A 17,339-nucleotide genomic window follows, 5' to 3' on the forward strand; every position below is an offset into this window, starting at 1 on the left:
TTATTCCACTCAGGTGTATCTATTAGATCTTCCTTCTTGCTTTTTTAGTAAACTTACAGCTGTTTTTTATACTTGGAACCCTGGACAGTTCGATGGGTAGGGATAATGATATTACGTTCTAAGCTACCCTCGCCATTAATAGCTCTAAACAGATGCTGAGTCGCTGTTTTTCCTAGTTCAAACGTTGGGTTCTCAATTTGAATGATGGAAGGGAATAGAAATGACGTGATTTCTGTATTGCTATAACCGCCGATTAAAATTTCTGACGGGGTAGAGATGTTACGCTCATCCAGGTTCTTATATAGGCTAAGGAGCTTCAAATCATCAGTTGCAAATATAGCCGATGGTAATTTATTCAATGCAAACAAGTCTTGAGAGTTGCTATAGGCTTCATTCATGGTGAAACCGCAATTAACCATGAGGTTCTCATTGGTGGAAAGCTTGTTGTCCGCTAAGCATTGTTTATATCCCTCCAGTCGATCAATGGAAACGTTATATTCCTGTGGTGAGTATAAGCAGGCGATATCCTTATGACCAAGGTCTACCATGTATTGAACCAGGTTATAACTATCAAGAAAGTTATTGGTATCTACTGAATAAATATTTTTATGCTCACCAATTACTTTACCAATGACTATGGTGGGTATATTGAATTTATCAATTTCCTTAAAATATTCTTCGTCCGATGGGGAACTCAACATAATGATTCCCTTCACTATTTTAGAAGCTGTTTTTTCAATACATCGCTTCAATTCTTCTACATCATTCTGGGATGTTTGCAACAATACATCATAATCTTGTTCTTCTGAAAACTGCGAAATAATATGAAGTATTTCAGAAAAGAAAGGATTATTTTTTGTAGTGTTGGTGGAGCGAGAGACTACGAGAATAGCATCAAATCCAGCAGACAGGCCGCGTGCTACTTTACTTGGTTGATAATTAAGCTCTTTAATCGCTCTTTGAACTTTATCCTTTGCTTTGGCTGATATATTCGGATTGTTATTTAAGACTCTGGATACGGTAGATTTTGAAACATTTGCCGCTTTAGCTATATCATAAATGTTTGGTTTCATATCTTCACCTCTTTTGGTAGCGGTTCCATTTAATCTTACCAAATCCCAAGTAAGATGTCATTACTAATTATTCGATTTAATTTCTTCGTATAGAAAATTATGGATTTAAATCATTTAATTTCACCTGATAAACCCTTTAAAATCAATAATTTTTCGAAAATTAAGTTGACACATATCTCAGAGTGTAATATGATTTCAACAAATGGCAGCGCTATCATAATTCTTTTATCTTTTTTTGGGAGCGCTCCCTAAATTACAAAAATATCGGTTGTGTACAAAAGAGGAACATGGGAGAAGGATAAATAACAGGAGGGGTAAAATGAAGAATTTGAAACTGCACTGGCTAATTGTAGGGTTAATGTTATCTGTAGTACTTATTGGTTGTTCTAGCCAATCCGGAGGTAGCGGGGGCGAGGATAAGGGTGTAACGATTGAATTTATGCATACATCTGTCGAGCAGGAACGTCTGGATGTGATCAATGGGTTAATTAGTAAATTTGAAGAAGAGAATCCGGACATTACCATTGACCCTGTTGTTGTAGAAGAAAGTAACCTTACCACAAAAATTGTAACTCTTGCTCAATCTGGGGAACTTCCAGAAGTAATTGAAGTAGGACAGGATTATGCGAAAGTAATGGATAAAGATGCTCTAATTGATACTGAAGCTGTTAATGAAGTAATTGGGAATATTGGAGGAAATAACTACTATGAAGGGGCGCTTAAGCTTGTCAGAACAGAAGATGGGGAAAGTTACAGAGGCGTACCTATCAGTGGGTGGGTACAAGGCATTTGGTACGATAAAGAAATGTTAGCATCTAAAGGGTTTGAGGAGCCTCAAAGCTGGGAGGAAGTAAAGGAAGTGGCGAAAGCATTTACGGACGTTGGAAATCAGGAATATGGAATCGCTTTGCCAACTGTGGAAAACACGTTCTCTGAACAGGCTTTCTCTCAATTCGCTCTATCTAATAATGCGAACATCTTAAACTCAGAAGGGGAAATTACTTTGGATACCCCTGAAATGCAAGAGGCATTATCATTCTATAAAGACTTGGCACAATACACGATGCCCGGATCGAATGGTGTAACAGAGGTGAAAGATGCCTTTATGAACGGAACGGCCCCTATGGCGATGTATTCCACTTATCTTTTGCCAGCAGTGTATGAAGCAGGTAAAGCGGAGAACTTAGGTTACGCTATCCCTAATGAAGAACAGGAAGCTGTATATGGAACAGTAAGCTCACTGACGATTCCTGCCGGATTGGAAGACAAACAAAAAGAAGCCGCTCAAACCTTTATTGAATTTCTTTCAGAAGGGGAGAATGCTACAGAGTATGTGTTAATGTCTCCAGGCGGAGCTCAGCCGGTAAGTAAAAATGTAGTAGAAAATGAAACATACCAATCCAACGAAGTGATTCAAGCTTTCGGTGACTTACCTACAGAAATTGCTGAATCGTTCAATGAAATCAAAGTATTTGGTCTGGTTGATGATAAAAACTATGTGAAGATGGGGGACATTACCAGCTCTAATGCTATTCCATTGATGATTAATGATGCGGTGGTCGGCGGGGCTAGTGTAGATGAGGCCATGCAAACCGCTAAAGACCAGCTGGATAAAGTAGTAGATTAAGCACGAAGTTAAAAAAGCTGCAGAGTAGTGATGTTTATTCTGCAGCTTCATTATTTCTAAAGAGTAGAAAGGAAGGCATGAGCTATGTTTAAAGCAAAAAAAGAAACATCAGATGGAAAATTGGCCTTAATATTATTGCTCCCTAGTGCGCTCTTAATATTATTATTAATAGGCTATCCGATGTTATCCAACTTCTACATCAGTTTTTTCCAACAGTCGATTAACCCTAATCTGCCTTCTGAGTTTATTGGATTTGAAAATTTCTCGGAGACATTAGGAGATGCAGAGTTTTATAAATCTCTCGGGATCACCCTTCTTTACACTTTGTTGGTCGTTGCGGGCAGCACAGCACTAGGTCTATACGTAGCGATTTTATTTAATAGGCCTTTTAAATTCAGAAAGCTTGCTCGTTCTTTAATTATTTTATCCTATGTTACACCTTCCATTTCACTGATTTTTGCTTGGAAGTATATGTTTAATAATGGATACGGGATTATTAATTACATTGGGAGAGACATTCTACATATTTTTGACAGAGCTCCCCTTTGGTTTGATAACCCGACAAGTAGTTTTATTTTAGTCGTTCTGTTTGCTATATGGAGATACTTCCCTTATGCCTTTATTGCCTTTTTAGCTATTCTTCAGACTATTTCACCTACTTTGTATGAAGCGGCGGAAATGGATGGGGCGAACATATGGCAGAAATTCAAGGCTGTGACTTTGCCAGCCATTATGCCCGTCATGATGACGGTTATTACGTTAAGAACGATTTGGATGTTTTACATGTTTGAAGATGTGTACTTGCTTACAAACAAAGTAAATGTTCTGGGTATCTATCTCTATGAGACAGCCTTTGCCTTTAATGATCTAGGTAAAGCTTCAGCGATTTCAGTAATTTTATTCTGTATCATCTGCACATTAATAATTGTAGTCAGGAAGCGGGTGAATTTAAATGCCAGCAGTTAATACTAAATCAGATAAAATGCTAAAACGTGCTTTTTTCTATGTTGGAATGGCGTTGTTATTGTTCATATGTTTATTTCCATTCTTCATCATGTTAATGACGGCATTTAAAAGTTCGGAGGAAGCGATAGCTACTAATCCAACTTTCTTCCCTGAACAATGGACTCTGAGACATTTTGTAGATATTTTTAATCCGGATATTTTTCCTTACTTAACTTATTTACAAAATAGCCTTATGGTCTCCTTAACGGCTTCTCTTATATCAGTAGGAATTGCCATATTTGGGGCATACGCGCTTTCAAGGTTGAATTTCAGGTGGAGAATCCAGATCAACGCCAGTTTTTACATGGTCTATATGTTTTCAGGGATATTGCTGATCGTTCCTCTGTTTAAGCTGATTTCGGGATTTGGACTTTATGATACTAGAACTTCTCTGATAATAATTATGATTGTCCAGACCCTTCCGACCGCAATCTTAATGCTCAATAGTTATTTTGAAACGATACCTAAAGATTTAGAAGAAGCCGCGAAGATCGATGGGTTAAATCGAGTAAAAGTTATTTTTTACATTATCATTCCGCTATCCTTTGCGGGGATAGTTTCTGTTTTTGTCTATTGTTTCATGGTCGCGTGGAATGATTTTCTGTTCGCTTCTATATTTTTCTCGAGCTCTGAGAACTTCACACTTCCAGTAGGGTTATACTCCTTGTTCAGTACACCGGACTATGTGTGGGGGAGAATGATGGCAGCGTCCATTGTAACGGCGATACCAGTGGTGATTTTGTATGCAATATCTGAAAGTTTAATTAAAGGAAATACAACGGATGGAGGAGTTAAAGGATGAGTGAATATATAAAAACGCTTGTGGCTACAGAACCAAGAAAAGCAGAACTTTTAAATCTTGAAGCGGTCGAAATAAACGCTGACGAAGTAAAGATAGAAGTTGAATTTTCAGCTCCAAAGCATGGTACGGAGGTAGTTGATTTTAGAGGAATTACTCCTTTTATGGATGAAGAGTTTTCGGAGGAATGGAGAAGTTTTGTGCCAAGAAAAAATCCGGAGGAGAAAGGGATTGTATTTGGAGAATTTCAGCTCGGGAACATGATCGTTGGAAGAATTGTAGAAATGGGAGAACAAGTATCAGGCTATTCTTTAGGAGAGCGGGTCTGTACTTATGGACCTATCTCAGACTATGTAGGCGTAAACGGAATCAATAACCACAGATTGCTGAAAATGCCTGAGGGTGGAAAGTGGCAAAATGCTGTCTGTTATGACCCTCTCCAATTTGCTTTAGGTGCAGTGAGGGATGCTCACGTTCGCCCGGGGGATACGGTGGCCATTTCAGGTCTGGGAGCCATCGGCCAACTCGCTATTCAATTAGTTGAGAGAATGGGAGCAGGCCTTGTCATAGGGGTTGATCCAATCGAACATAGAAGGGAAATAGCTAAATCCGGTGGTGCTGATTTGTGCTTAGACCCGGTTTCTACGGATGCTGGTTATGAGGTGAAAAAAGCCACGGATAAACAAGGGGTGGACGTCTGGATTGAAACCAGTGGAATTGGCAGTGCCTTGCAGGACGCATTGAAAGGGATAGGGTACGCCGGAACGATTGCTTATATTGCCTTTGCAAAACCTTTCCCGGCTGGATTAAATTTCGGAAGAGAAGCACATTTCAATAATGCCAATCTGGTTTTCTCAAGAGCGGCAAGCGAACCCAATCGTGATTATCCTCGTTGGGATCGGAAGCGGTTGGAAAGGACTTGTTGGGAGTTACTGATGAATGGGCATTTAAACTGTGAGAATATAATCGATCCAGTCGTTGATTTTGAAACAAGTGCAGAAGCCTACATGAAATATGTGGACCAATCACCTGAGCTTAGTATAAAAATGGGAGTTAAACATGTCTAACAAAGGAGAGGTTTCATGAAACTAGCTACACAAAATCAGGATTTTTTCCCCGAGAATATTATGGAGAAGTTTACTTATATCAAGAATTTAGGCTTTGAAGCCTTTGAGATTGATGGGAAGTTATTAGTCGAGAAAAAAGATGAAATTAAGCAGGCTATTGAGCAGACGGGCATTGGCGTCCATGCTGCTTGTGGAGGTTACGACGGATGGATAGGGGACTTCTCTGAAGAAAAAAGGCAAAATGGACTACGTGAAATCACGGGGATATTAAAATCCCTTCAGTATGTGGGAGGGGAAGGAATGGTCGTTCCTGCCGCCTGGGGGATGTTCACCTATCGACTGCCTCCGATGGAATCTCCAAGAAGTCAAGAAGAAGACTGGCGAGTAGTGAGTGATTCCCTTATTCAATTGGATAAGGTCGCCAGAGCTACAGAAACAACCGTATTTTTAGAGCCATTAAACCGCTATCAAGATCACATGATTAATAAAGTAGAAACGGCGAGAAAGTATATCGAACAAAATAATTTAAGTCACACAAAAATTATCGGTGATTTTTACCATATGAATATTGAAGAAGACAGCCTGGTAGAGTCATTGAAAACACATAAGGATCTCATGACTCATATACACCTGGCAGATAATCACCGTCACCAGCCGGGAAGTGGATCCATTGATTTTCGTCAATGTTTTGAACAATTGAAAAAGAATGGGTATCAGGGTTACTTAACGATTGAATGCCGTGTTAGAGGTGAGAATTCTGAGGAAGAATACAAGCATTCGGTCAATTTTCTGCAATCATTACTATAAGAACCAGGGGAGGGACTGGCTTGGCTAATACTAAAGTTGCCATTATCGGGGGAGGTCAGGTTGCTGAAACCAAACACCTCCCAAGTTATTCAGAAATAGAGGGTGTTGAAATTGTAGCTGTCTTGAACAGCAACAAGGAGAATGCCCGCCAATTTGCACTGAAGAATAATATTCCCGGGTATTACGGTGACATTCATGAATTACTGAAGAAGGAGCAGCCTGATTTGGTTAGTGTGTGCACTCCTAACAAATATCATTATGAACACGTGACTGCAGCTCTTAAGGCAGGATGTCACGTGCTATGTGAAAAGCCACCAAGCATCTTGGCCGAAGAAGCCAAAGAAATGATGGAGTTAGCCGAGCGTAAAGGCGTAGTTCTTTCATATAATTTCCAACACCGTTTCTCTTTAGAAGCAAGAAGAATTCGGGAGGAATATCGCCAGGGTAAGCTTGGAGATGTGTATCATATTAATCTTTCTGCTCTTCGGAGGTCTGGGGTCCCGGGCTGGGGAAGCTTTATTGATAAGGATCTCCAGGGTGGCGGTCCGTTAATTGATATTGGCATACATATGTTGGACACGGCTTTTTATATTTTGGGTTTTCCAAAAGTGAAAAAGGTTACAGGGAAGATGTTTAATAAGATTGGTCCCTATAAATCCGAGGGCTCGTTCGGTCAATGGAACCCAGAGAAGTATGAAGTCGAGGATTCTTTTTTCGGATTTATTGAACTAACCAATGGTGGATTAATACAAATTAGTACGTCATTTGCTTTGAACATCAAAGAAACCAAGCAGTTGAATGCTGAATTTCATGGGGATAAGGCTGGAGCAACCTTGTACCCCCTAGAAATCTATTCGGATCATAAAGGTGAATTAGTTTCCTTAGTCCAAGAGGATATGGTGGAAGATCATGCTGAAAGAAGAGCTATACACTCTTTTGTGAGGAAATGCAGAGGGTCCGCTGAGGAAGATATAGCTAGTGGGGAAGAAGGATTTAAAATCCAAACTATCATAGAGTCGCTTTATAAATCAGCAGAACTGGGAGAGAGTATTTATATATGAAGAAATTAAAACTATCAGAAAAGAGTTTTGATCTGCAGAAGTTAAATAAATTCGGCACTCTTATGACCCTCGGCAATGGTTACATGGGTGTTAGAGGCGTCCATGAGGAAAACCTGCCCATCCAAAGAAGGGGTTTTTTCATCGCGGGTATTTACAACAATACGAATGAGGAAGAGCCTGAGGAAATTGTAAATCTACCAGATGTACTGGGAGTGGAGCTTGAAATAGATGGAAGGCCGTTTTCATCTCTATGTGGAAAAATCGCTGATTATCAACGAACTTTGCATATGGATAGAGGAGAAATCACTCATGACTATCTATGGAAAAGCGAGTGTGGACTTCAATTGCAACTTTCCTTTCATAGATTGGTAGCCAAACATGACCAGCATGCAATGGCTTCTAGAATTACACTGACAAGTTTAAATAAGCCTGTCCATCTATCCATACGAACTGGCATAGATGCTCAACAAACGAACCATGGCCGGCAGCATTTAAAGGAAGAAAACGTAAGGGTACATGATGAACAATACATGCAAGGGGTTTATAAAACCACTCGTTCCGATCAATCCATCGTTTTATCTGCTGCATGTCTGTACTCGCACACCTGTAACGTGAATTATGTTTCCAAGAACCGTCAGTTAGTAAGTGAGGCTTCTACCAGTCTGAGAGAAGCAGAGCCATTCACGATAGAGAAATTCATTTCGGTTTATACAAGTTTAGACGAAGAAGAAAAAGTTCTTCCGCATCTGGGATTAGAAAAAGTTAAAGATCTAGCTGCCCTTGGGTATGACGAAATTCGCAAGGCTTCGATGGATGCATGGGACAAGTTTTGGAATGAACAAAGAATTGAAATCCATTCATCGAATAAGATGGATCAGCTTGCTGTAGATTTTGCACAATATCACTTACAAATCATGACACCCAAACATAATAATAACCTTAGTATGGCAGCCAAGGGTTTAACGGGAGAAGGGTACAAAGGGCATGTTTTCTGGGATACTGAAATTTTTATGCTTCCTTACCATTTATACAACGAACCGGAAACAGCCAAATCTCTCTTAGAGTACAGGTACAATCGATTATTTCCTGCCAAGGAGTTAGCGGCTCAGAAGGGGTATAAGGGTGTCCAGTTTCCTTGGGAAAGTGCACGGACAGGGAAAGAGGAAACGCCTGAATATGCAGCTATCAATATTAAGACTGGAAAAAGACAGAAAGTTGCTTCCGCACTTGCTGAACATCATATAGTCGCTGATGTTGCGTTTGCTGTTCTGCACTATTATAAAGTTACGGAAGACAAGAGGTTTATGAGGGAGAAAGGGTTAGAACTTCTAAAGGAAGTCAGTGAATACTGGTTAAGTCGGACTGTGGAAAGAAACGGTCAATTCCATATTCTGAATGTGATCGGCCCAGATGAGTATACGGAGTTTATTGATAATAATGCTTACACTAATTACATGGTACATTATGTGCTGCAAGAAACGCTGAAGTACATGAGTCAATTTAATCAAAAAGATCTAAAGCAAAAGGCAAGGATCGAAGACGCTCTTGATCGGTTATATTTGCCCCAGGTTAATGAGGATATGCTGATCCCTCAGGATGACACATTCTTGAACAAGCCTGCGATTGACCTGACAAAGTATAAACAAACTCAAGGTAGTCAGTCGATTTTACTTGATTATTCCAGAGAAGAAGTTAATGAAATGCAAGTTCTGAAACAAGCTGATGTGGTGATGTTGTTATACCTTTTCCCACACCTATTTTCTCAAGACGTTATGAAAAGAAATTATCGCTATTATGAGGAAAGAACGATTCACGACTCTTCCTTAAGTAAAGCGATCCATTCCATAATAGCGATGCGAAGCGGGGAGAATGAGCGAGCTTATCAGTTATTTCAAGAAGCGTGCCTAATCGATCTTGGTCCGAACCCGAAATCATCAGATGAAGGCATTCACGGGGCATCTCTAGGAGCTCTTTGGTTAGCGGTTTCTAGTTTTCTCAACATGCAATTTAGAGAGAACACCATTCATTTCGATCCCCAAATCCCTGAGTCCTGGTCCTATCTTAAATTTCCATTTTATTATCGACAAAGAAAAATGATTACAGAAATCAATGGTGGTAAACTTTATATTCGTAAAGTTTATGGGCCGCCTGTCTATGTGGAAGCATTCGGACAACGTCATTACTTGGAAGAGGATCAGCTATTGGAAATTGACAAACTAGCAAATTATCAGGAGGAAGGTAGTTGAATATGAATTCAGATCATGTAGAAGCCGTGGTGTTTGATCTTGATGGAGTAATTACAGATACGGCTTATTACCATTACTTAGCCTGGGGAAAAATAGCTGAAGAATTAGATATACCTTTCAATCCCTCAGTAAATGAAAATTTGAAAGGTGTAAGCCGCCAGGAATCTCTCCGTATTATTTTAGACCATGGAGGTAAAGAAGATAAGTTTTCCAAGAATGAAATGGAAAAACTGGCCAGACAAAAAAATGAGTACTATAAAGAAATGATCCAGGAATTAACTCCTGAAGATGTTCTGCCGGGGATTATGGAGCTTATTACGGAAATCAAAAACGAAAATATACCCCTAGGGGTTGCTTCAGCTTCTAAAAATGCTCCCACTGTTCTAAGAGCCTTGGAAATAGATCATTTATTTGAATACTGCGCAGATGCAAGTCGAATGAAGCGTAGCAAACCTGATCCTGAAATTTTCCTAACCGTATGTGAAGCATTAGAGGCTCGTCCCGGACATTCAATTGGTATTGAAGATGCTAGAGTGGGTATTGAAGCTATTAAAAAGGCAGGAATGTATGCAGTAGGGGTAGGAAAGAATTTAGAAGAAGCAGATCTCACATGGAAGAGCACTGAATATCTGAGTTGGACCTCAATCAAAAATAGATTTCTTACTAAAAATTCAATGGCAAGGAGGGGGTAACGTGGTTCAATCTATGGAGAAGATAGCTAGTCACCTTGAAGAGATTTATGGGGAAGTAGATGGAAATGTGATCGGTAGATTCGAAGACTTACTAATTAAATGGGAGAAAGAAGAGTGGGAAGAAGTTCTCCCTCCTACAGAAAGAAACGTTTATCTGATTACTTATGGAGATAGCATTTATGAGGAAGATAAGCCTACACTACCAACTCTGCACAAGTTTCTAAAAGAGACCGTAGGGGATTCAATTACGGATGTTCACTTACTGCCTATGTTTCCATATACTTCAGATGATGGTTTTTCTGTAACAGATTATAGAAAAATTCACCCTGATTTAGGAAACTGGGAGAACATTCGATATTTCTCAAAAGACTACCGACTGATGTTTGATTTTGTAGCTAATCATATATCTCAATCTAGCGAATGGTTTCAAAAATATTTAGCAGACGATCCCTATTATCAGGATTACTTCATTCCTGAGCAAGTAGAATTTGATAGTGAGAACGTAGTAAGACCAAGAACCTCCCCCCTTTATCATGAATATAGGGCAGGAGATCAAACAAAAACAGCCTGGACCACTTTTAGTAAAGACCAGGTAGACGTTAATTTTAGAAATCCAGAAGTATTAATAGAGATGACGGATATACTCCTATCGTACATTCATGAAGGCGGAACCAGCATTCGGCTTGATGCCATCGGATTTATTTGGAAAGAATCAGGAACCTCAAGTATCCATTTGCCTGAAGCCCACGCTATTATTCAGCTATGGAATACGGTCGTAAATATATTTAAGCCTAATACTCAAATTATTACGGAAACCAATGTACCTCATAAGGAAAACATAAGCTATTTTGGCAATGGTACGAATGAAGCGAATATGGTCTATCAATTCGCTCTCCCGCCTCTAGTGTTATATAGTTTTATGAAAAACGATGTAGGAACATTGACGGAATGGGCAAAAACCATCCATAAAGTATCTGATCAGGCTACGTATTTTAACTTTCTTGCGAGTCATGACGGGATAGGAATGCGTCCAACAGAAGGCATATTAAGCGAAGAGGATCGTATGGGGTTAGTGGAGCAGACGAAAAAGAACGGTGGAGAAGTATCATATAAGAGTAATCCTGATGGGACGCAGTCTGTCTATGAACTGAACATTAACTATTCAGAAGCATTGCGCGACCCCCGTGAAGATACGACGAAGGAAGATGAGATAAAGAAGATGCTGGCCGCTCACTCCATTCTTCTGTCATTAATCGGTGTTCCAGCGATTTATTATCATTCGTTACTGGGCTCATCGAATGATGTAGCAGGTATGAAAGAGTCGGGAATTGCTCGTCGTATTAACAGGGAAAAGCTTGAGCTTAATGATATTAATCATCAACTAAAAAATGATCCGAGACGATCCAGTATTTTTCAAGGTATGAAGAAAATGATAGAAATCAGGAAGCAGCATAGCGCTTTTTCACCTTTTGGGGAGCAGGAAGTTCTGGAGCCCCACCCAAAAGTGTTCGCATTAATACGTAAAAATCCAGAAACGGAAGAAGAAGTGTTTTTTGCCGTCAATACCTCGAGGGAGGAGTTGGAAATCCCTCTCCCATTTCAAGGTACTGAATTATTTACAAACCAAAAAACAGCAAATTCTATCCTTTTACCTTGCTATGGATATGCATGGGTGAAGAAAGGGCAGGTCAATTAAATGAAAATAACCATTGCTCCTGATTCTTTTAAGGGTTCCTTATCCGCTAGAGAGCTTGGTGAAGCTATGAAAGAAGGAGTATTAAATGCAGCCCCCGAGGCTTTTGTCAAAGTATTACCTATGGGAGATGGTGGAGAAGGAACTCTTGAAGTTATAGAGGGTTTGATTGAAAAGAAAGTAAAAGTAAAGGTACGTGGTCCTCTGCCAGACCAAAGGGTGGAGACAAGTTTTGCCATTCTTTCCTATCAGGGAAAGGAGACTGCCTTTATCGAATGTGCCCGCAGTACTGGATTAACCTTGGTGCCGAAAAATAAACGAGATCCTTATTTGTTAAACTCTTACGGTTTAGGGGAACAAATTAGAGCTGCTCTAAAATCAGGTTTTAATGATCTAATTATTTCGTTAGGTGGAAGCGCTACAACAGATGGCGGTACGGGTATGCTTCAGGCTTTAGGTTATCGTTTTTTTGATCAAGAGGACAATCTGCTAACAAGCGAAGAGAATATACTAAACCAAATCACACAGATGGATACTGCAAATGTGCTTAAAGAATTGGAAGATTGTCGCATTACTGTATTATGCGATGTTAAAAATCCATTCTATGGAGAGAACGGAGCCGCCTATATCTATGGACCACAAAAAGGGGCAGATATGAATCAAATAGCAGATCTCGATAGTGGTTTGAAAGGTTTAGCATCTCTTGTTATGAATACCAAGAAAATCGACTTGCAATCCTTAAAGGGTGCTGGTGCCGCCGGCGGATTAGGTGGTGCCCTGGCGGGAATTATGAATGCAGAATTGAAATCAGGTTTTACTGTAATTGCGGAATTACTAAGATTGGAAGATGAAATTCGAACCTCTGATTTTGTACTAACCGGGGAAGGAAATCTTGACGCTCAATCCATGCAGGGGAAAGTACCTGTTTCGGTTGCCGAATATGCTTCCAAGTATCATGTACCTGCTATTGCCCTGGCAGGAGGTATCGAACTTCGAGACCATTATCATCCTTTGGAGGCGGTATTCTCCATTCAGTCGTCTCCATGTTCAATGGAAGAAGCCATAGAGAATACGTATGAAAATACGAAATTTACAACAGCCCAGATAATCTCCTTACTGCAAATTAATGAATCCTAACAATCAAAACTTATAGATAGATCTAATCATGAAGCTAAAAAGGTTGATTCAATTCAATGATGATATGAAAAAGCAAAGGCCGATTGTTATTGTAGTATATGGTGATAGCTGGACGTATGGAGCTGTCGCAGATGGTCACGATAGCGCACAAACTACCGAGAATATAAACTCATGGGCGACTCAATTAAAGGATCACATCGAAACTTTAAACCCTAACGCAGCTAGGTACAATCACGATTCTAACAATTATTGAGTACAGTATCTTTGAATACATCCAAGAGTTGAGGGGGATTTCAAAGGAAAACGATATCTTCATGGTCGATAATTTCAAAGTAATTGACGATTACTACAACAAAGGATTAGAAATTTCATCTTGTTTTGATGAATACGGATTACATTTAAAACAGCCTTACCACGACATTCATTTTAAGAACATTGTGAATCATCTTTTTAAAAAAAACAACACACCTATTATTATTTAATATTATAAGAAACGGATGTCGTCAGTTGAAAAAGGTAGCAGATTGCTGAAGAAGAATATCTCCGTCAAATGTAAGGTGAATAAATGGGATGTTCTGATAAATAAAATTAGCGAATATAATCCCTATGGTGAGAACATTATAGGGGGGAATTATATGGTTAATCAGTTTGTATCTCGCTCACTGGACGAAATTCGTTTCTGGTCAAGGATTATGAAAGAGCATGCCTTGTTTTTAAGCCTTGGATTCAACTTCAACGATACGAAATTAATCCAAGAAGCACAGCAGTTTATTCATGTATTTGAAAGAATTGAGGAGCAGCTAAGTAATTTTAATTCAAGCTCTGACCCTCAACAAATCGCTATTTTTAATAGTCAAGTGTTCCAAGCTGCTACATCTATTTGGGCATATAAACGAAAGGTCCTTGGGCTAGAGCTACGATGTGAAATCAGATCCAACAACTTCCCCCTATTACTTAACCATACTAGTCGAGAGGCAGCTTATTTCGCTGAGCGGCTGAAAGAATTAAATGAAGGGAAATTGGAACCAACACCGGCTAGAATTATTAAAGAAAATGTATTCTTTTTAAGGTTAATGGCAGATCATTCTAAATTCATCGGTCATCTTCTCGACCCATCTGAAAGAAAATTAGTTAACCAGGCAAAAGAATTCAGCCATGATTTTGATCAATTACTATTTCAAGCAGTCGACTTGGATTCCATGCGTCCTCAATCAGAAACTAAGCCACTTTTAGATCAGTTTCTTGATGAGAATAGGGTTTCGGTAGTTGCTTTACGGGACTTTAAGAAGACTGCGAGAGAATTGATTGAAGCCTGTAGAATTAAAAGCAATATCCATCCACTCCTGGCTGATCATGTTTTCCGAGAAGCTGAAAGGTTCCTTCATATTATAGATATGTTTGAGGTTAGCCTTACTAAGAATAATTGAACTACTAAATAGCGAGCTTTCTTATATGAAAATGCAAGGTTCTAACATGCGATGGAATGACATACTTTTTGACATACTGCATCTCATAATTACTAAGGTTACATTGATAACAAAACCTGGTTTGTGTATCATAGAGTCTTCTGTGACTTGTTTTTATATATTCTATTGTCTCCCATTTATTTAGATGAAACCATGGGCGGCATGATGTAAGCTGTCCTCAAACCCTTTGATAAATAAGGTTTTGAAGCAACATAATTGAATATTGACTGGATTTCTTTGATTTAATGTCTAAAATCCAGGTAGCCTCTCATTAGTTCCCAGAACTTTTGAGAGGTTTTTTTACTTTTCTAAGTAAAAAAATACTGTACAAGATTATTTGATAGGTTAATTTATGATGACAAAAATCAAGAATAAAGTCGGTGGGTAAAATAAGTCCTGATAATCGAGGCTGAAGGCTCAACACTGGTCTTCAGCTATTTTTTATTTTGTGAGGATCTATATTTTCTTAATATAACGATGATGATCTCACGCTATTTTAAGAAGCATATCGATAGAAAATAGAAAATTTTACTATGGAAATATACAAAAAAGTTAAAATTCGTTGATTACTGGCGTTGAGGGTTGACGGTTTTTTGTTGGAATTTTCAAAAATTGGTGTTTATCTACTTAAAAAGTGGGAATGTGCGGAGTACGTGGGAAAGTTCCTTGGGATTTTCAACTTCTAAACCAAAAACTCTGAGGAAAATATTCAATCTTTGACAAGGAGTGTTTGAAAATGGAAGATCTTTATCCATCCCGCAAAAACAATAAACCAGAGATAATTGAAAGAAAGGATCCAGTAATACATTCGCACCCTACAGAGAAAGGGCCGTTATCAGATGAGCAAGTGAATTTCTATCAAAAGAATGGCTTCTTGCAAATAGAAAATTTCTTCTCAGAAGAAGAAGTTTCGAAGATGCAAAGAGGGATCTTCGAGTTGCAGGATTCTAGTAAAGATGTTGAATCCGATAAGGTGATCCGTGAGCCGCAGAGTGATGAAATCCGCTCAGTATTCCACGTGCATAATGATGATGAATATTTTAAGAAAGTAACCAATGACCAACGAATCCTAGACATAGTACATTATCTGCTAGGAAGCGATGTATATATTCATCAATCCCGAATCAACTATAAACCAGGATTTACGGGGAAAGAGTTCGACTGGCACTCCGATTTTGAAACCTGGCATGTAGAAGACGGTATGCCTAGAATGAGAGCGATCAGTCTCTCGATAGCTTTATCTGATAACTACACCTTCAATGGTCCCCTAATGCTGATTCCTGGTTCTCAAAATTATTTTGTAAGCTGTGTAGGAGAGACACCAGAAGACAATTATAAAGAATCCTTGAAGAAGCAGAAATTAGGGGTACCCGATCAAAATAGCCTGAGATGGCTTGCAGAAAATGGCGGAGGAATCTCCGTACCTACCGGAAAAGCAGGGGCCATCACTCTATTTGAGTCCAACACGATGCATGGTTCAAACGGAAATATTACTCCATATAGCCGTAATAACCTATTCCTGGTATTTAACAGCGTTGAAAATCAGCTCGTGCAGCCATTTTCAGGAGGTAAAGAACGTCCAGAATTTATCGCCGTTAGAGAGGGTACACGTTCTTTAAGTTTCAACTAATATATATCTCTCAGGGAGCTTTCCATTAATAAATCCGTTCATTAAAGTTTTTTCTTTAATGAACGGTTTTTTTATTCAAAGAAAGGAACTTATTGCTCAATAGACCCCTTAATTTACTTAAGTAATAGGACTATCATAAAAAGCGGAATTTTGATAAGGCAAGTTTGATAAACATAGTTGTGGTAAATTCAGGAAATAGGAAGGGGGATGGATAATTACAAGTTTGAGGAGTTTATTAATATTGCAAATGAACTGAATAATATGGACGTTATTCCGCCTGAATCATCGATACAGTTTGGTATTATTGATACTTTATCAACTTTCGCCGGAGTACATCTAGAGGAATTAGAAATACATCAACAAAGGGGAGTAAAATATTATTAACAAGGAATAAGAGTTAATCCAGATTGGATTAGCAGAGGTGAAAAGAACGGGGTTGGTAAGCATGCTTTTACTGTTATTCAAAAATTGAAAATAAGTGAAGACCTTTAAGATTATATTGCTAATAAATATATAGGCAGAAATATAAATAAAAATTCTGTCGATGTCATAAAGAAGGCTACAAAAGAAAAATCGTTTCTGTATTTGACTGATGGAGATAAAAAGGAATGTATTGATCAATTAATTGAGCAGCAGTCAAAAGACTGTGTTAAAGAGATAGTTAATGAAAGATCATTGAAGGTAAGTTACAACAAAAATAGTCATACGTTAATGTATAAGTTAAGCTTAAGTCTCGTAGCAAGGCTTGAAAAGCGAAAAATTCACCCGGAAATCCCGGTATAAATCGTACAAAGGTACGGTTGGGAAAGTGGCTGATAACCGATTAAAACGCAGGTTCCATACGCCCATCCGCCTCCAAAAATTAGTCACGGATGTAACAGAATTCAAATGTGCAGGAAATGAGAAACTTTATTTGAGTCCGATCATGGACGTATTCAATGGAGAAATCATCTCTTTTGGCATTTCCAAACGACCAACCCTGGACTTTGTTCTGAAGCCGTTGAATGAAGTATTGGAAACTATCCAAACGGAAGCC

The 17,339-nt window shown here is 38.9% G+C and carries 14 protein-coding genes and 1 pseudogene; 14 read left to right on the top strand and 1 reads right to left on the bottom strand.

Translation table 11 applies throughout. The annotated features are described in order from the left end of the window. Positions 1-53: 53 nt before the first annotated feature. Positions 54-1,073: a LacI family DNA-binding transcriptional regulator gene (locus BMZ58_RS19100; RefSeq protein ID WP_075038133.1), complete on the bottom strand. Its 1,020-nt coding sequence runs from the start codon at positions 1,071-1,073 to the stop codon at positions 54-56. A 319-nt stretch (positions 1,074-1,392) separates the two neighbouring features. Here BMZ58_RS19100 and BMZ58_RS19105 point away from each other — a divergent pair, with 319 nt between their 5' ends. From BMZ58_RS19105 to BMZ58_RS19170, 14 genes and pseudogenes are all read left to right on the top strand, one after another. Continuing rightward, positions 1,393-2,700, top strand: a complete 1,308-nt coding sequence (locus tag BMZ58_RS19105) for an ABC transporter substrate-binding protein (protein WP_075038134.1) — start codon at positions 1,393-1,395, stop codon at positions 2,698-2,700. 84 nt (positions 2,701-2,784) lie between these two features. Continuing rightward, positions 2,785-3,666: a carbohydrate ABC transporter permease gene (locus BMZ58_RS19110; protein ID WP_075038135.1), complete on the top strand. Its 882-nt coding sequence runs from the start codon at positions 2,785-2,787 to the stop codon at positions 3,664-3,666. Beyond that, complete coding sequence (locus tag BMZ58_RS19115; RefSeq protein WP_075038136.1) at positions 3,653-4,507, top strand: carbohydrate ABC transporter permease; 855 nt, start codon at positions 3,653-3,655, stop codon at positions 4,505-4,507. The genes BMZ58_RS19110 and BMZ58_RS19115 overlap by 14 nt, the downstream gene beginning before the upstream one ends. 8 nt (positions 4,508-4,515) lie before the next feature. After that, entirely contained in the window at positions 4,516-5,571 is a 1,056-nt protein-coding gene (locus BMZ58_RS19120; RefSeq protein WP_075038146.1) for a zinc-dependent alcohol dehydrogenase, read from the top strand. 15 nt (positions 5,572-5,586) lie between these two features. Continuing rightward, a complete protein-coding gene (locus BMZ58_RS19125; protein ID WP_075038137.1) occupies positions 5,587-6,378 on the top strand; it encodes a sugar phosphate isomerase/epimerase family protein in 792 nt (263 codons plus the stop codon). Positions 6,379-6,398: 20 nt separating this feature from the next. Beyond that, a complete protein-coding gene (locus BMZ58_RS19130; RefSeq protein WP_075038138.1) occupies positions 6,399-7,439 on the top strand; it encodes a Gfo/Idh/MocA family protein in 1,041 nt (346 codons plus the stop codon). Next, positions 7,436-9,685 carry a glycoside hydrolase family 65 protein gene (locus BMZ58_RS19135; protein ID WP_075038139.1) on the top strand — a complete coding sequence of 750 codons (2,250 nt, stop codon included), beginning with the start codon at positions 7,436-7,438 and terminating at the stop codon, positions 9,683-9,685. Before BMZ58_RS19130 ends, BMZ58_RS19135 begins: the two co-directional genes overlap by 4 nt. A 2-nt stretch (positions 9,686-9,687) precedes the next feature. Next, positions 9,688-10,377, top strand: a complete 690-nt coding sequence (gene pgmB, locus BMZ58_RS19140) for a beta-phosphoglucomutase (protein ID WP_075038147.1) — start codon at positions 9,688-9,690, stop codon at positions 10,375-10,377. Position 10,378: 1 nt separating this feature from the next. After that, positions 10,379-12,073, top strand: a complete 1,695-nt coding sequence (locus BMZ58_RS19145; RefSeq protein ID WP_244151670.1) for a sugar phosphorylase — start codon at positions 10,379-10,381, stop codon at positions 12,071-12,073. Beyond that, positions 12,074-13,207 carry a glycerate kinase family protein gene (locus tag BMZ58_RS19150; RefSeq protein WP_075038140.1) on the top strand — a complete coding sequence of 378 codons (1,134 nt, stop codon included), beginning with the start codon at positions 12,074-12,076 and terminating at the stop codon, positions 13,205-13,207. A 64-nt stretch (positions 13,208-13,271) separates the two neighbouring features. Then, positions 13,272-13,460 carry a hypothetical protein gene (locus BMZ58_RS19155; RefSeq protein WP_208601444.1) on the top strand — a complete coding sequence of 63 codons (189 nt, stop codon included), beginning with the start codon at positions 13,272-13,274 and terminating at the stop codon, positions 13,458-13,460. 382 nt (positions 13,461-13,842) lie between these two features. Next, positions 13,843-14,634, top strand: coding sequence for a DUF2935 domain-containing protein (locus tag BMZ58_RS19160; protein ID WP_075038142.1), 792 nt, complete (start codon positions 13,843-13,845; stop codon positions 14,632-14,634). Positions 14,635-15,409: 775 nt separating this feature from the next. Continuing rightward, complete coding sequence (thpD, locus tag BMZ58_RS19165) at positions 15,410-16,303, top strand: ectoine hydroxylase (protein ID WP_075038143.1); 894 nt, start codon at positions 15,410-15,412, stop codon at positions 16,301-16,303. Between the two features lie 808 nt (positions 16,304-17,111). Next, positions 17,112-17,339: pseudogene (locus tag BMZ58_RS19170) on the top strand (hypothetical protein); the annotation flags it as partial.

The sequence above is a fragment of the Halobacillus dabanensis genome (genome assembly GCF_900114165.1).
Lineage (GTDB): Bacteria > Bacillota > Bacilli > Bacillales > Halobacillaceae > Halobacillus > Halobacillus dabanensis.

Coding starts and splice junctions, on each gene's coding strand:
- BMZ58_RS19100 (WP_075038133.1), bottom strand. CDS start 1,073: ATGAAACCAAACATTTATGATATAGCTAAAGCGGCAAATGTTTCAAAA.
- BMZ58_RS19105 (WP_075038134.1), top strand. CDS start 1,393: ATGAAGAATTTGAAACTGCACTGGCTAATTGTAGGGTTAATGTTATCT.
- BMZ58_RS19110 (WP_075038135.1), top strand. CDS start 2,785: ATGTTTAAAGCAAAAAAAGAAACATCAGATGGAAAATTGGCCTTAATA.
- BMZ58_RS19115 (WP_075038136.1), top strand. CDS start 3,653: ATGCCAGCAGTTAATACTAAATCAGATAAAATGCTAAAACGTGCTTTT.
- BMZ58_RS19125 (WP_075038137.1), top strand. CDS start 5,587: ATGAAACTAGCTACACAAAATCAGGATTTTTTCCCCGAGAATATTATG.
- BMZ58_RS19135 (WP_075038139.1), top strand. CDS start 7,436: ATGAAGAAATTAAAACTATCAGAAAAGAGTTTTGATCTGCAGAAGTTA.
- pgmB (WP_075038147.1), top strand. CDS start 9,688: ATGAATTCAGATCATGTAGAAGCCGTGGTGTTTGATCTTGATGGAGTA.
- BMZ58_RS19150 (WP_075038140.1), top strand. CDS start 12,074: ATGAAAATAACCATTGCTCCTGATTCTTTTAAGGGTTCCTTATCCGCT.
- BMZ58_RS19155 (WP_208601444.1), top strand. CDS start 13,272: ATGAAAAAGCAAAGGCCGATTGTTATTGTAGTATATGGTGATAGCTGG.
- BMZ58_RS19160 (WP_075038142.1), top strand. CDS start 13,843: ATGGTTAATCAGTTTGTATCTCGCTCACTGGACGAAATTCGTTTCTGG.
- thpD (WP_075038143.1), top strand. CDS start 15,410: ATGGAAGATCTTTATCCATCCCGCAAAAACAATAAACCAGAGATAATT.